General features: G+C 65.7%; 11 protein-coding genes. 7 read left to right on the top strand and 4 right to left on the bottom strand.

The features are described from left to right. Nucleotides 1–40: 40 nt before the first annotated feature. A complete protein-coding gene (locus ACYVGS_RS11465; RefSeq protein WP_460588817.1) occupies nucleotides 41–2,194 on the bottom strand; it encodes a TonB-dependent receptor in 2,154 nt (717 codons plus the stop codon). Between the two features lie 291 nt (nucleotides 2,195–2,485). Between ACYVGS_RS11465 and ACYVGS_RS11460 the strand changes: the two genes are divergently transcribed. Genes ACYVGS_RS11460 through ACYVGS_RS11450 form a run of 3 tightly spaced genes read left to right on the top strand, consistent with a single transcriptional unit; the run spans nucleotide 2,486 to nucleotide 5,572 of the window. Then, a complete protein-coding gene (locus ACYVGS_RS11460) occupies nucleotides 2,486–3,733 on the top strand; it encodes a hypothetical protein (protein ID WP_460588816.1) in 1,248 nt (415 codons plus the stop codon). A gap of 2 nt (nucleotides 3,734–3,735) precedes the next feature. Continuing rightward, complete coding sequence (locus ACYVGS_RS11455) at nucleotides 3,736–4,587, top strand: Rossmann-fold NAD(P)-binding domain-containing protein (RefSeq protein ID WP_460588815.1); 852 nt, start codon at nucleotides 3,736–3,738, stop codon at nucleotides 4,585–4,587. Nucleotides 4,588–4,597: 10 nt separating this feature from the next. Then, nucleotides 4,598–5,572, top strand: a complete 975-nt coding sequence (locus tag ACYVGS_RS11450; protein ID WP_460588813.1) for a DUF3187 family protein — start codon at nucleotides 4,598–4,600, stop codon at nucleotides 5,570–5,572. A gap of 33 nt (nucleotides 5,573–5,605) precedes the next feature. Here the strand turns inward: ACYVGS_RS11450 and argH are convergent, their stop codons facing one another. Further along, nucleotides 5,606–7,024 (bottom strand): argininosuccinate lyase, encoded by a 1,419-nt coding sequence (gene argH, locus ACYVGS_RS11445; RefSeq protein ID WP_460588812.1) that lies wholly within the window; start codon nucleotides 7,022–7,024, stop codon nucleotides 5,606–5,608. Nucleotides 7,025–7,244: 220 nt separating this feature from the next. Between argH and hemC the strand changes: the two genes are divergently transcribed. From hemC to ACYVGS_RS11425, 4 genes are read left to right on the top strand one after another with little or no spacing between them, the layout of a single operon-like run. Continuing rightward, nucleotides 7,245–8,177: a hydroxymethylbilane synthase gene (gene hemC, locus ACYVGS_RS11440; protein ID WP_460588810.1), complete on the top strand. Its 933-nt coding sequence runs from the start codon at nucleotides 7,245–7,247 to the stop codon at nucleotides 8,175–8,177. Beyond that, nucleotides 8,167–8,946: a uroporphyrinogen-III synthase gene (locus ACYVGS_RS11435; RefSeq protein ID WP_460588808.1), complete on the top strand. Its 780-nt coding sequence runs from the start codon at nucleotides 8,167–8,169 to the stop codon at nucleotides 8,944–8,946. Before hemC ends, ACYVGS_RS11435 begins: the two co-directional genes overlap by 11 nt. Beyond that, nucleotides 8,943–10,229: a uroporphyrinogen-III C-methyltransferase gene (locus tag ACYVGS_RS11430; protein ID WP_460588807.1), complete on the top strand. Its 1,287-nt coding sequence runs from the start codon at nucleotides 8,943–8,945 to the stop codon at nucleotides 10,227–10,229. Before ACYVGS_RS11435 ends, ACYVGS_RS11430 begins: the two co-directional genes overlap by 4 nt. A 5-nt stretch (nucleotides 10,230–10,234) precedes the next feature. Further along, a complete protein-coding gene (locus ACYVGS_RS11425) occupies nucleotides 10,235–11,488 on the top strand; it encodes a heme biosynthesis HemY N-terminal domain-containing protein (protein WP_460588806.1) in 1,254 nt (417 codons plus the stop codon). Between the two features lie 2 nt (nucleotides 11,489–11,490). Here the strand turns inward: ACYVGS_RS11425 and ubiD are convergent, their stop codons facing one another. Further along, nucleotides 11,491–12,972 carry a UbiD family decarboxylase gene (gene ubiD, locus ACYVGS_RS11420; RefSeq protein WP_460588805.1) on the bottom strand — a complete coding sequence of 494 codons (1,482 nt, stop codon included), beginning with the start codon at nucleotides 12,970–12,972 and terminating at the stop codon, nucleotides 11,491–11,493. A gap of 90 nt (nucleotides 12,973–13,062) precedes the next feature. Next, nucleotides 13,063–14,331 (bottom strand): transcription termination factor Rho, encoded by a 1,269-nt coding sequence (gene rho, locus ACYVGS_RS11415; protein ID WP_460588804.1) that lies wholly within the window; start codon nucleotides 14,329–14,331, stop codon nucleotides 13,063–13,065. Between the last annotated feature and the right edge of the window lie 12 nt (nucleotides 14,332–14,343).

Raw genomic sequence — 14,343 nt, 5'->3', positions numbered from 1 at the left:
CGGACCCGCCTGAGGCAGGCCCGGAACACCGAGGCCCGGCTCAATATTCCCAGGTTATGTCCACGCCCCAGGTGCGCGGCTCCCCGTAGGCGCGGAAGCCGCCAAACAACGGCGCGTTCAGGAAGGCCCAGGTCTTGTCCTCGAGGTTCCTGCCCCAGGCGGCGACACGCAGCGAGCCAGCGGGGAGACCCGGGATTTCGGCCAGGGTCAGGCGGGTGTTGAGCAGGCCGTAATCCTCAATGGTAAACAGGCCCTGGGTGGTACTGGTGGTGATGGCTTTCTCGTCCTGCCAGCTGTAGTTGAGATTGAAGCTGAGTTGCCCGATGGACAGAGCCGCGACGTCCCAGTCCAGGTTGGCCATCAGGCTGTGATCGGGCGCGTTGATGAAGGTGTAGTTGTCGGTGACATCGTTACCGAGTCCATCAATGATTTCATCGTAGCTGGCGTCGAGGTAGGCGTAGCTGAGGCCCAGCCTCAGGCGCTGGTGGACGGCGGCGGTCAGGTCCAGCTCCAGCCCCTGAATCGTGCCCTCGCCGGCGTTGAGGATATCCGCCCGGGTGGGGTCGTTGATGTCCGAAGAGGCATTGATCTGGATGTCGTCATAATCCGCGTAGAACACGGCGCCATTGACCCGCAGGCGGTTATTGAACCATTGGGACTTGATGCCGACCTCCCAGGAAACCAGGGTTTCCTCGTCGAAGCCCTGTTCAAAGCGGGCGATGGTCGAGGGCCGCACGTTGAAGCCTCCGGTCTTGTAGCCACTGCTGACGCGGGCATACACGCGGCTGTCGTCGTCAAGGTCCCAGGCGATGGTCAGACTCGGGCTGAAGTCGGTAAATGTCTTGTCCCCCATTCCACTCCCCAGGGGAACGGGTGCGCCGCCCACCAGGGCGAATTTCTCCAGGCTGGCGTCGCGCTGGTCACGTGACCAGCGACCACCCAGCGTGAGGTGAAGGCGACGTTCGAAGCTCTCGGGCGTCCAGGTGCCCTGGGCATATAGGGCGAAGGCGCGGTTCTCCACCTCGGCATTGTCTGCGGTGGCCGCGCCGAATGCCGGCAGGTTGTTGCGATTCTGCCACTCCCCGTCCTCCCGGAAATAGTAGGCACCCATCACGTATTCCAGACGCTGATCCAGGGCACTGCCGAGCAGCTGGAATTCCTGGCTCCACTGCTCCTGGGTCAAGGTGTCACGGGTGATGAGGGAGGCCACGGGACCGAAGCGACCGCTGAGGTAGTCCTGGTAGAGGAAACTGTCGACTTCGCGGTAGGCGCTGATGGATTTCACCTCGAGGTCCGCCGTCGGGCTCCAGCGCAAGGTCACCTGGTGGCCCTCGATGGTGACGTCGTGAGCCTGCAGGTCGCTGACAGCGGGGTTGCTCGCGTCCGGCAGGTTCAAGGGGGACCCGGGGGGCTGTGCATTGAGGTAATAGGGGGTGTCTTCGATTCGCGAGCGGTCATAGCTGTAGCGCAGATCCAGTTGTTCACTGCCCTGCCAGAACAGGTCGGCGCGCATGGCCTCCCGATCTTCGCTGCCGAAGTGATCCTCACCGGTGCCGGCATTGCGGACGAAGCCGTCCTGCTCCGTGACCAGGTAGGCAAGGCGCAGGGCTGCGCTGTCCCCGAGCGGGGCGTTGACCATGCTGCGGCTGCGGAACAGGTCGCGGTCGCCCCCCGACAGGGTCTGGCTGAAACCCCACTCGCCGAGTGTTGGCGGGCGGGTGATGAAATTTATCGCCCCGCCAGTGGCATTGCGGCCGTAGAGGGCACCCTGGGGGCCCCGCAGGACTTCCACACGTTCCAGTTCCGCGACTTCCAGGCCCATGCCCTGGTTGCGTGCCACATAGACGCCATCCATGTACACCGCGACACTCGGGTCCTGGGTGATCTGGTCGTCAAAGTTGCCGACCCCTCGGATAAAAATGCGCGGGGTACTCATGCTGTTGGGGTGGGGAGAAATCTGCAGGTTGGGGACCTTGCCCTGTAGGTCGACAAGGTCGTCGATACCCAGTGTCTCCAGTGCCTCGGCGTCCAGAGCGGCGATGGAAATGGGGGTGTCCTGCAGGCTTTCAGTGCGTTTTTGTGCGGTGACGATAACCTCTTCCAGAGCTGGCTGTGACAGTGCCTGGGGGCTTGAAAGCGGCAGAGTCGCGACAAGGGGAAGGGTTGCGAACATGCGGCGTGCGGTCAGTGACATGGTTCCTCCGGGGGAAGCTATTATTCTTGCGGGCGGCACGCTTCAGGTGGCCCAGGCCTATTCAGACCCAGGGCGCGAGGCGCGACAATCCTCGCGGCTATCGTGCACCAAAAGCGTGCATTGCGGGTCAAGAAAGCATACCGGCACCGGGGATGCCTCGCAGTCCGGCGGTGCTACATTGATGCAGCCCGTGGCAGACGGCTTTCCGGACGGCGGCAATGCCCCGGGCCGGTGCCGCTGTCCGGCTAACCATAACAAGGGGACGAGAGCCCCCGGCGAGGAGAAGGCTGAATGCAACAACGCCCTAACAACCCCATCAGTACCGAGGAGCAGCGCGCCCATGAGCTGCTGGCCCTGGGCTACTTTCAACACCCCGAAATCGTGCGCGCCCGGGAAGCGATCAGGGAATTCTGGCTGGAGCACGCAGCGCCCAGTGATTCCATGCGTCGCGCCTTCGAGTGGGCCTTTGAGGAAGTCATGTTCGGGGCGACGGTCTGGGCGCTCAACCAGGACCCGCTCTACCCCAAGGTGATCACCATCAGCCGACTGCCCCATACGGTGGCGGACCAGCGTATTCCCGGCAGCCGCTGGGGCATCGACAACCCCGATTCGGTTTACCGCGTGATTCCCATCAGTGGCGACGAGCGCTATGTCATTCGCGGGCGTGTCTCCGATCCGCGACTGGTGGAAAACTACTTCACGCTCTGGGACCCGAGCATGAAAACCGTGGGCCTGCTGAATGGCAAGGACCTTGAGGTCGATGAGCACGGCTGCTTCGAGATTACTGTCGATGGCAGCCCGGCGGAGGGCCGGAGCAACCACGTCCAGGCGCCGCCGGAAAGCCACGAATTCTACATCCGCGATGTGATTGCCCGCTGGGGCGAGGACCGGGTCAACGAACTGTCGATCGAGCGGCTGGGCCCTGCGCCCTCGCGCCCGCCCTTCAGCGAGGCGGAGAATCTCGAGCGCATTCGGCATTACATGCAGCGCTGGGCGACCGAGACCACGCGCTGGAACCGCCAGGCCATGGACTTGCCGGCCAACCGCTTCGACTTCACCATCGATCGCGACAGCGACGGTGCCCTGCGCAACCAGATCTACATCATGAGCTACTTCAGGCTGCCCGACGCCGATACCGCCATGGTGCTGGAGGTGAATCTCGGCGGCGCCGACTATTTCATCGCGCCGATCACCAATATCTGGGGTACCACCAACCAGATTACCGACCGCACCGGCTGCATGAACCGGCACCAGGCCCTGGCCAACCCGGATGGTACGCTGACCTTTGTGCTGAGTATGCGCGACCCCGGTGTACACAACTGGCTGGACCCCTCGGACCTGGAGGAGGGTATCCTGACGCTGCGCTGGGCGGAATTTGCCGGTGGCGAGCCGGGCGCGGACCTGGGTGTGAAGCAGAAACTGGTTCCGCTCTCCGAGGTTCTCGACCACGTGCCCGCGAACCAGCGGATCAGCCCTGAGCAACGCGCCAGGCAGTTGCGCGAGCGCGCCGCAAGCTATGCCTGGCGTCTGGAGGAGTAATCATGCCGCAACTGAAGGATTCCATCTGGTTGATTTCCGGCTGTTCCACCGGCTTCGGTCGCGAGATCGCCCGCACCGCGCTCGGCGGGGGTGCGAAAGTCGCCGTCACTGCGCGGCGGCCCGAATCGGTACAGGACCTGTGCGACGCCTACCCGGGCCAGGCGCTGGCGCTGGCCCTGGATGTGACGGACCAGGCTGCGGTGGACCGGGCGGTGGCCGAGACGCTGGCGCGCTTCGGTCATATCGACGTCCTGGTCAACAATGCCGGCTACGGCTATGTGGCTGCGGTCGAAGAGGGTGAAGAAACAGCCGTTCGCGCCATGTTCGAGGCCAACTTTTTCGGTGCCCTCAGCCTGACCCGGGCAGTGCTGCCGCATATGCGTGAGCGCGGCAGCGGCCATGTCATCAATAATTCATCCCAGGCGGGCATCATGGCCAACCCGGGTACCGGTTTCTACAGCGCGTCCAAGCACGCCCTGGAGGGACTGATGGAGGCCCTGGCCAAGGAAGTGGCCCCCCTGGGGATCAAGGTCAGTTCGGTACAGCCGGGGGCTTTTCGCACCGACTGGTCTGGCCGCTCGATGCAGCGGAGTCCCCTGCGCCTGGATGCCTACCAGGAGCAGGTGCACAGCCGGCTGGACATGATCGCGGAGATGGATGGCAAGCAGCCGGGCGACCCGGTGCGTGCCGCCCAGATCATCGTCGATTTGTACAGCATGGACGAGCCACCGGTGCAGCTTTTGCTGGGAGCCGGCGTGCTGGCCACCTACCGCGACAAGTTGCGGCAGGTGCTGGAGAACCTGGATCGCTGGGAGGCACTGACGGTGTCGGCGGATTATCCGCGGGAGGATTGAGGGGCGTGCGGTGAGGCACAGAACAGTTTGTTACCTGCTTGCTAGCGGCTGCCTGGTCTCCCCCCAGGTGCTCGCGGAGCCGCTGCAGGTGAAAAATCTCAGCCCCGTCGCCGGCCTGCTCGGGCTGCCGAGCCAGCGGGGACAGGTCGCTTCGGAAGCAGGTGCCTGGCAGATCGCCACCCATGCCAGTTGGGCCAGTCACTTTATCCTCGATGAAAAACGGCGCGAAGCCCTGTTGCTGGACGGCGAAACCCGCCGCCTCGCGCTGGAGTTGCGTTACTCCCCTGTACCCGGCTGGGACCTGCAGTTCGAGTTGCCTTGGCTGCAACATACAGGCGGCAGCCTGGACAGTCTGATTGATGGTTGGCACGACCTGTGGGGCATGCCCGATGGCGGGCGCAGCGGTGCTCCCGCCGATCGCCTGGCCTATCGCTATGGCGGGCCCGAAGGCACGTTCAATCTCGCGGATAGCGCCAGCGGGCCGGGGGATATCAGCCTGTCCCTCTCGCGCAGGCTGTGGTCGGGCGGGGAAGGGCAGCTCGACGCCGCGCTAGGGGTCAAGCTCCCCACCGGGGAAGAGCAGGATTTCCTGGGCAGCGGCAGCGAGGATGGCTTTGTCGCCCTGCGCGGCTTCTGGACGCCGGGGGAGGGCGACTGGCGCTGGTCGGCGCAGTTGGGCTATCTGCGCGCCGGCGAACTCACGGTCATGGAAAGTGGTGGAGAGCGCGACCTCTGGTTCGCCGGGGCGAGCCTGGAGTGGCAGGCCTGGCAGACGGTATCCCTGCTACTGCAGGTGGACAGTCACGCCGCACCGCTGAAAAACAGCGAGTTGACGGCCCTGGGTGATACCGCGGTTCTGCTCAGCGCCGGCGCCCGCTGGCGCATCAACCCATACTGGGCTCTGGAACTCAGTGTGGTCGAGGATGTGCAGGTGGAGAGTGGCCCGGACGTGGTGTTCCAGGCCGGGCTGCGGTATCGACCCTGAGCGCCAGCCAAACAGGGCGCGCGATGGACGGCCTCAGGGCTGTGCGGATTCCCGCAACTGCAAATGCGACAGCGCCGCCTCGGCTTCCGTTCGCACCTGCTCCGGCGCCGTGCCACCCAGGTGGTTGCGCGCCGCGACCGAGCCTTCCAGGGTCAGCATCTCGAACACATCGTCGCTGATCTCCGGGTGGAAGCGCTGCAGGGTCTCCAGTGACATCTCCGCGAGGTCGAGGCCGCTTTCCACGCCGTGGGCCACGGCCTTGCCGACCACCTCGTGGGCATCCCGGAAGGGCAGGCCCTTGCGCACCACCAGGTAATCCGCCAGGTCAGTGGCAGTGGCGAAGCCGCGGCGGGCCGCCTCACGCATTTCCGCCTTGCGCGGGCGGATCGCCGGCACCATGTCGGCGAAAGCGCGCAGGCAGTCCAGCACGGTATCCGCGGCGTCGAAGAGGGGTTCCTTGTCTTCCTGGTTGTCCTTGTTGTAGGCCAGCGGCTGGCTCTTCATCAGCGTCAGCAGGCTGACCAGGTGGCCGTTGACCCGGCCGGTCTTGCCCCGCACCAGCTCGGGGACGTCGGGGTTTTTCTTCTGCGGCATGATCGATGAGCCGGTGCAGAAGCGATCGGGCAGCTCCACGAACTGGAACTGGGCGGAGGTCCACAGCACCAGCTCCTCGGACATCCGCGACAGGTGGGTCATCAACAGGGCGGCGAAGCTGCAGAATTCGATGGCGAAATCCCGGTCGGAAACGGAGTCCAGGGAATTGGCGGTGGGGCGGGTGAAGGCCAGGGCGGCCGCGGTCATCGCGCGGTCGATCGGGTAGGTGGTACCGGCCAGGGCCGCGGAGCCCAGGGGGCACTGGTTCATGCGTGCCCGGCAATCCATCAGGCGGCCGTAGTCCCGCTCCAGCATTTCGTTCCAGGCCAGCAGGTGGTGACCAAAAGTGACTGGCTGGGCAGACTGCAGGTGGGTGAAGCCGGGCATGATGGTGTCGCTGTTTTCCGCCGCCAGCCCGATCATGCCGCGTTGCAGTCGGGTCAGTTCGCTGGCGATGCGGTCGATCGCGCCGCGCAGCCAGAGGCGGATGTCGGTGGCCACCTGGTCATTGCGCGAGCGGCCGGTGTGCAGCTTCTTGCCCGTGCTGCCGATCAGCTGGGTAAGCCGGGACTCGATATTCATGTGCACGTCTTCCAGCTCCACCGACCAGGGAAACTCGCCGGCGGCAATTTCCGCGCGAACCTGCTCCAGGCCCCGATGGATCTCCGCGCGTTCTTCCTCGCTGAGCACGCCCACGGCGCAGAGCATGTCGGCGTGGGCCAGGGAGCCGCGGATGTCCTCCTCGGCCATGCGCTGGTCGAAGGTCACCGATGCGGTGAAGCGCTGCACGAAGGCGTCGGTGGCTTCGCTGAAGCGGCCGCCCCAGAGTTTGCTGGTGTCCTGGTCTGATGTGCTCATGCTGTCCTGTCTGTGCGCTTGTCCGTCCCGGTGGGGCGGAGGTTGGTTTTCGCGTCCGGGGCTTCGAGGCCGCGGACTCAGGCTGGCGAGTATACCACCCTGCATGCCCGGCTTCTGCCTGGCGGGTGTCCCTGTGAGTGCCCGCTACGGGCCTGAAGCAGCGGTTCGCGGGTCCTCCCTGCGACTGGTATCATCGCCGTTACTCAACAAGGAATCGCCGATGTCCCGCACCATTACCATTGCTACCCGAGAAAGCCTGCTCGCCCTCTGGCAGGCCGAGTATGTCCGCAGTGAGCTGCAGCGCGTCCACCCCGGCCTCGAGGTGCGTCTGCTGGGCATGACCTCCCGCGGCGATCAGTTGCTCGACGTGCCGCTGGCGAAAGTGGGTGGCAAGGGCCTGTTCGTCAAGGAGCTGGAGACGGCCCTGCTGGATGGCAGTGCGGATATTGCCGTGCACTCGATGAAGGACGTGCCCATGACCTTCCCGGAGGGGCTTCGGCTGGGGGTGATCTGTGAGCGGGAGGACCCCCGTGATGCCTTCGTCAGCAACCACTATGAAAGCCTCGATGACCTGCCTGCCGGCAGTGTGGTGGGAACTTCCAGCCTGCGGCGGGAATGCCAGGTGCGCGAGGCGCGGCCGGATCTCACGGTACGGTTTTTGCGCGGCAATGTGCAAACCCGGCTGCGCAAGCTCGACGAGGGCGAATATGACGCGATCATCCTGGCCACGGCGGGCTTGCTGCGGCTGGAGCTGGATGCGCGCATTCGCCAGCGGATTCCCGATACGCAATCACTTCCCGCCGGCGGCCAGGGTGCCGTAGGCATCGAGCTGCGCAGCGACGACCGCGAGCTGCTGGAGTTGCTGGCGCCCTTGCATCACGAGGCCAGCGCGCAGTGTGTCACCGCCGAGCGCGCGCTCAATCGGCGCCTGGAAGGTGGCTGCCAGGTGCCGATCGCCTGTTATGCGCAGCACGTGGATGACGGCCGTCAGCTCTGGTTGCGCGGGCTGGTCGGCGAGCCGGATGGCAGCCGCGTGCTGCGTGTCGAAGGGCGTGCGCCGGTTGCCGAGGCGGAGGCCCTGGGTATCCGCCTGGCCGAGGAGCTGCTGGCCCAGGGCGCGGGCGAGATACTCGCGGCGGTCTATGGCCGCTAAGCCGGGGGTGCTGGTCACCCGGCCCGAGGGCCAGGGTGGTCCGCTGTGCGAACGCCTGCGGGGCGATGGCTGGCCGGTGTCGCAGCTACCGCTACTGACGTTGGAGCCGGTGGAGCCACTGCCTGCCTCGCAACGGCAGTTGGTACTGGACCTCGATCTCTATCAGCACGTCATTTTCATCAGTGCCAACGCGGTGCGTTTCGGCATGGCGGTGATCGACAACTACTGGCCACAGCTGCCCCTCGGCTTGCACTGGTACGCCGTGGGTGACAGCACGGCGCGGGCGCTGCGCACCCATGGGGTGGAGGCCGAAACCCCAGGACGTGACATGACCAGCGAGGGCTTGTTGCGCCTGCCGGGGCTGGCTGACCTGCGCGAACAGCGCGTACTGCTGGTGAAGGGCGAGGGCGGCCGCAACACCCTGGCGGAGACGCTGACGCATCGCGGTGCCCGCGTGGATGCCCTGCGCTGCTATCGCCGCTGTCCCCCCGACTGGCCCGCCAGCGCCCTGCAGGAGACACTTGACGCCGGGGGCATAGAAGTCCTGTTGATCAGCAGCGGCGAGGGTCTGGCCAACCTGCTGGCATTGCCCGGGGTGGCGGAAAGCTCTAAGTTAGAGAGCATGACCCTGGTTCTGCCTTCCGAGCGGGTGGCGGAAGCCGCTGCCGCTGCGGGTTTACGGCACTGCGTAGTGGCCGACAATGCCTCCGACGGGGCCATGTTCGCGGCCCTGAGCGACTGGTATGCACGAAGCGGAGAGAAACGGTGAGCGAAGATCAGCACAAGAATACGGCCGGCGCGGAAGAACCCTCCCGGAAAGCACCGGATCACAGTGAAGCCGAAGCGGGCGATCACCCGGGTGACGTGCTGGGCGGGGTGCCCTCGGACAAGACCTCGCGCACCGGGGCCGAGAGCGGCGATGATGGCAAGGCCTCCGGTGCCGAGATGGCCGCTCAGCCGGCCCGTCGTGGCGGTGGCCCTGCCTGGCTGGCCCTGCTGCTCGCCCTGGCCGCCGCCGGCGGTGCCGGCTGGCTCTATTGGCAGGGCGAGCAGTCGCTGCACTCGGTCCAGCAGCGCCTGCAGTCGCTTGAGGAACAGCCGGTTTCGGCATCACAGCAGGCACCGCAAACGGCCCCCCAGCCACAGGGGATGTCGCCCGAAACCCGGCAGTCGCTGGACCAGCTGGAGCAGTCCCTGGAGCAGGAACTGAACCGCGTGGAGCAGCGTGTCCAGCAGCTCGGTGAGGTGCAGCCGATCCAGCAACGGCAGGCGGAGCAGCTGCGCTCCCTGGAGCAGCAGTTGAGCGAGCAGCGTCGCGCCCTGGGTGCCATGACCGGCAGTGACCGCGATGCCTGGTTGCTGGCGGAGGTTGAGTACCTGCTGCGCCTGGCCAATCAGCGCCTGCTGATGACCGGTGACGTGGCATCGGCGCGCGGTCTGCTCGCCAGTGCCGACGGTATCCTGAGACAACTGGATGACGCCGGCCTGCACGCCGTGCGCCGGGCCGTGGCCTCTGATCGTGCTGCCCTGCGCGCGGTCCCCAGTGTGGATGTCGAGGGCATCTACCTGCGCCTGGCGGCACTGGTGGATCAGATCGCCGGCCTGGAAGTCTTTGAGCTTCCCCAGCGCGAGGAAACTCCGACGCAGGAAGGCGGCGATGGCTGGAAGGCGCGCTTGCAGCAGGGCTACCAGCAGGCTTTGGCCAAACTGTCCGATTACATTGCGATTCGGCGTCGCGAAGCGCCGGTCGAGGCGCTGGTTGATCCGCAGCTGGAGGACCTGATGCGTCAGAATACCGCCATGCTGCTGCAGCAGGCGCAGATTGCGCTGATGTCCGGCAACCAGCGGCTGTACGACGAGAGCCTGCAGCGCACCCGCCGCTGGATCAGTGAGTTCTTCCTGCTCGATGAGCGCGTCGCCGAATCGGTGTTGCGGGAACTCGATGCACTGGCGGACGAGGTGGTCGCGGTCTCCCTGCCGGATCTGAGAGACTCGCTGCAGGCCCTCGATGCCGCGCAGGATCAGCGTCTGCTGCGCCAGGAAGAGGAGTAAGGCCCATGCGTCGACTGTTGCTGTTGGCTTTGCTCGGCTTGCTGGCCGGCGTTGGTCTGATCGCCCTGATCGAGACCGATCCGGGCTATGTCCTGCTGGCCTGGGGGCACTACACCGTGGAAACCAGCATCTGGGTCGGCCTGGCCCTGCTCTTGCTGCTGGTTCTTCTCCTGTACGCCGCGGTGGGTCTGCTGCGGCGCCTGTGGCGCGGCCAGCGCCAGCTGCGCGGCTGGCTGGGGGGGCGCCGGGCCCGCCGGGCCTCGCGGATTACCAGCCGAGGTCTGATCGACTTTATCGAAGGCAACTGGTCGACCGCGCGGCGCCGACTGCTGCGGGCTGCCCCCCACAGTGATGCCCCGCTTCTCAACTACCTGATCGCCGCCCGGGCCAGTCACGCTCTCGGCGACAACGAAAAAATGCGCGAATACCTCGGTGCCGCCGAGCAGGCGGATGCCGAGGCGGGGATTGCCGTGGAGCTGACCCAGGCCGAGCTCAAGCTGCAGTCTGGCCAGTACGAGCAGGCGGTGGCCACCCTGGAGCGGGCGCGTCGCAACGCGGGGCGTCATCCGCATGTACTGAAGCTGCTGCACCGGGCCTATCTCGGCCTGCAGGATTGGGAACAACTCGAGGCGCTGCTACCCGATCTGCGCAAGCACCATGTGCTGCCGGCGGAGGAATTACAGGCGCTGCAGCAGCGAATTCTCGAGGAGCGCCTGCAGGCCTGCCTGGCACGCGGCGACCAGGCGGGCGAGGCATTGCAGCAGTACTGGCAACGCGTGCCCAAGGCCCAGCGCGAGGATCGCGAATTGTTGCTGGCCTATCTGGCAGCGCTGGTGCGCGCCGGTGAGCACGAGGTGGCGGGCAAGCTGATCGAGCGCCGTCTCAAATCGTCCTGGGACAGTGACCTGGCGCGTCTCTATGGCTATGTGGAGATGCCCGATGCCACCCGGCAGCTGGCGCGTGCGGAGGGCTGGCTGGAGGGGCACCGCCAGGATTCGCAGCTGCTCCTCAGCCTCGGTCGGCTGGCTTGCCGCGAACAGCTCTGGGAGCAGGCCCGCGACTATTTCGAGGCCGCCTACACCCTGAAACCCAGCCCCGAGCTGTGCGCGGAACTCGGCCGTCTGCTGCACGCCCAGGGGGCCGAGCGCGAGAGTGCGGCCTTCTTCCGCGAGGGGCTGCTGCTGCGGGAAAAGAGCCTGCCACACCTGCCGCTACCCGACCTCAAGGCAGCACCGCGGCTGGTGGATCAGCGGCTCTGAGCTCAGTCGATGCCCAGCTGGTCCCAGAGGGCATCGACCCGCTGCTTGACCGCCTCGCTCATGCGGATGGGCTCGCCCCACTCGCGAGTGGTTTCCCCCGGCCACTTGTTGGTGGCGTCAAAGCCGACCTTGGAACCCAGGCCCGCCACGGGTGAAGCGAAGTCCAGGTAGTCGATCGGCGTATTGTCCACGAAGACCATGTCTCGCTGTGGGTCCATCCGCGTGCTCATCGCCCAGATCACATCCCGCCAGTCCCGCGCATTGACGTCGTCGTCAGTGACGATCACGAACTTGGTGTACATGAACTGGCGCAGGAAAGACCACACGCCGAGCATCACGCGCTTGGCGTGCCCGGGGTATTCCTTGCGCAGGGTGACCACCGCGACGCGGTAGGAGCAGCCCTCCGGGGGCAGGTAGAAGTCGACGATTTCCGGAAACTGCTTCTGCAGGATCGGCACGAAGACCTCGTTCAGGGCCAGGCCCAGGATGGCCGGTTCGTCCGGCGGGCGGCCGGTATAGGTGCTGTGGTAGATCGGATTTTCCCGGTGGGTGATCGCCTCCACGGTAAACACCGGGAAGCGCTCCACTTCGTTGTAGTAGCCGGTGTGATCGCCGAAGGGGCCCTCGTCGGCCATTTCCCCAGGCTCCAGATAGCCTTCCAGAATGTATTCGGCGTGGGCCGGTACCTGCAGGCCGTGCTCGCGGCAAAGCGGGGTGTAGCATTCGGCCAGCTCGGTCCTGCCACCGCGCAGCAGACCGGCGAAGGCGTATTCCGAGAGGGTGTCCGGGACCGGTGTCACGGCGCCCAGGGTGGTGGCGGGGTCCGCCCCCAGGGCCACGGCCACCGGGTAGCGCTTGCCGGGGTGCTTGAGCTGCCAGTCGCGAAAATCCAGTGCGCCGCCGCGGTGGGACAGCCAGCGCATGATCAGCTTGTTGCGGCCGATCAGTTGCATGCGGTAGATGCCCAGGTTCTGCCGGGTTTTCTCCGGGCCGCGGGTGATCACCAGGGGCCAGGTGACCAGGGGGGCGGCATCGCCGGGCCAGCAGGTCTGGATCGGCAGCTGGTGCAGGTCCACCGCGTCGCCGCTCTTCACGTGATACTGGCAGGGCGGATTGCGGATCACCTTCGGCGCCATGTTCATCACCTGCTTGAGCAGGGGGGCCTTGTCCCAGGCGTCCCGCAGGCCCTTGGGCGGGTCGGGCTGGCGCAGGTAGGCGAGGATTTCGCCGATTTCGCGCAGGGCCTCGATGCGCTCGGCGCCCATGGCCAGGGCCACCCGTTCCTGGGTACCGAAGAGGTTGGCCAGTACCGGCGTGTTGTAGCCGGTCGGGTTCTCGAACAGCAGGGCGGGGCCGCCGGCGCGCAAGGTGCGATCGGCGATCTCGGTCATTTCCAGGTTGGGGTCGATGGGCTCGCGGATGCGTACCAGGTCGCCGCGTTGCTCGAGGTCGGCGATAAAGGCGCGCAGGTCGGTGTAGCTCACGATGGCAGTGCCTGTCTTGCGGTGGGAAGGGCGACAGTACACGGGGTGGCAGGCGCGCGCAATCGACAGCGCGCCTGCCCGGGGGAGGTTTTACTTGCGCTTCATGGACATGAAGAATTCATCGTTGGTCTTGGTGTCCTTGAGCTTGTCGATGAGGAACTCGATCGCTGGTGTGTCTTCCATGCCGTGCAGCAGCTTGCGCAGAATCCACATGCGCTGCAGTTCCTCTTCCCCGGTGAGCAGCTCTTCGCGGCGGGTGCCGGAGCGGCGGATGTTGATCGCCGGGTAGACGCGCTTCTCGGCGATCTTGCGGTCCAGGTGCAGTTCCATGTTGCCGGTGCCCTTGAACTCCTCGTAGATGACTTCATCCATTTTCGAGCCAGTGTCGACCAGGGCGGTGGCGATGATCGACAGGCTGCCGCCTTCCTCGATGTTGCGCGCGGCGCCAAAGAAACGCTTGGGGCGTTCCAGCGCGTGGGCGTCGACACCCCCGGTGAGTACCTTGCCGGAGCTGGGCACCACGGTGTTGTAGGCGCGGGCCAGACGGGTGATGGAGTCCAGCAGGATGACCACGTCGCGCTTGTGCTCCACCAGGCGCTTGGCCTTCTCGATCACCATGTCGGCGACCTGCACGTGGCGGGCCGGCGGCTCGTCGAAGGTTGAGGCCACGACCTCGGCGCCGCGTATGCCCACCGAGCGCTGCATTTCGGTCACTTCCTCGGGGCGCTCGTCGATCAGCAGAACGATGATGTAGCACTCGGGGTTGTTGCTGATGATGGCCTGGGCGATGCTCTGCATCATGATGGTCTTGCCCGCCTTGGGCGGTGCCACCAGCAGGCCGCGCTGGCCCTTGCCGATCGGCGCGACCAGATCGATCACCCGCCCGGTCAGATCCTCGGTGCTGCCGTTGCCCTTTTCCAGGGTGAGGCGTTCGTTGGGGAACAGGGGGGTGAGGTTTTCAAAGAGAATCTTGTGCTTGGCGTTTTCCGGCTTGTTGAAGTTGATGTCGCCGACCTTGAGCAGGGCGAAGTAACGCTCGCTGTCCTTGGGGGGGCGGATCTTGCCGGAAATGGTGTCGCCCGTGCGCAGGTTGAAGCGTCGGATCTGGCTGGGGGAGACGTAGATGTCGTCGGGGCCCGCCAGGTAGGAGCTGTCTGCCGAGCGCAGGAACCCGAAGCCGTCCTGCAGGATTTCCAGAACCCCGTCGCCGTAGATGTCCTCGCCGCTTTTGGCGTGGCGCTTCAGGATAGCGAAGATAATGTCCTGCTTGCGGGAGCGGGCCATGTTCTCCAGCCCGATTTCCTTGGCGATATCGATGAGTTCTTGCGTGGATTTGGTCTTCAGGTCGGTCAGATTCATAGGGTGTGAGTG

It is taken from the genome of Haliea atlantica (genome assembly GCF_054779855.1).
Note: the sequence above shows the minus strand (reverse complement) of the source record. Positions and strands in the feature narration are given on the sequence as shown.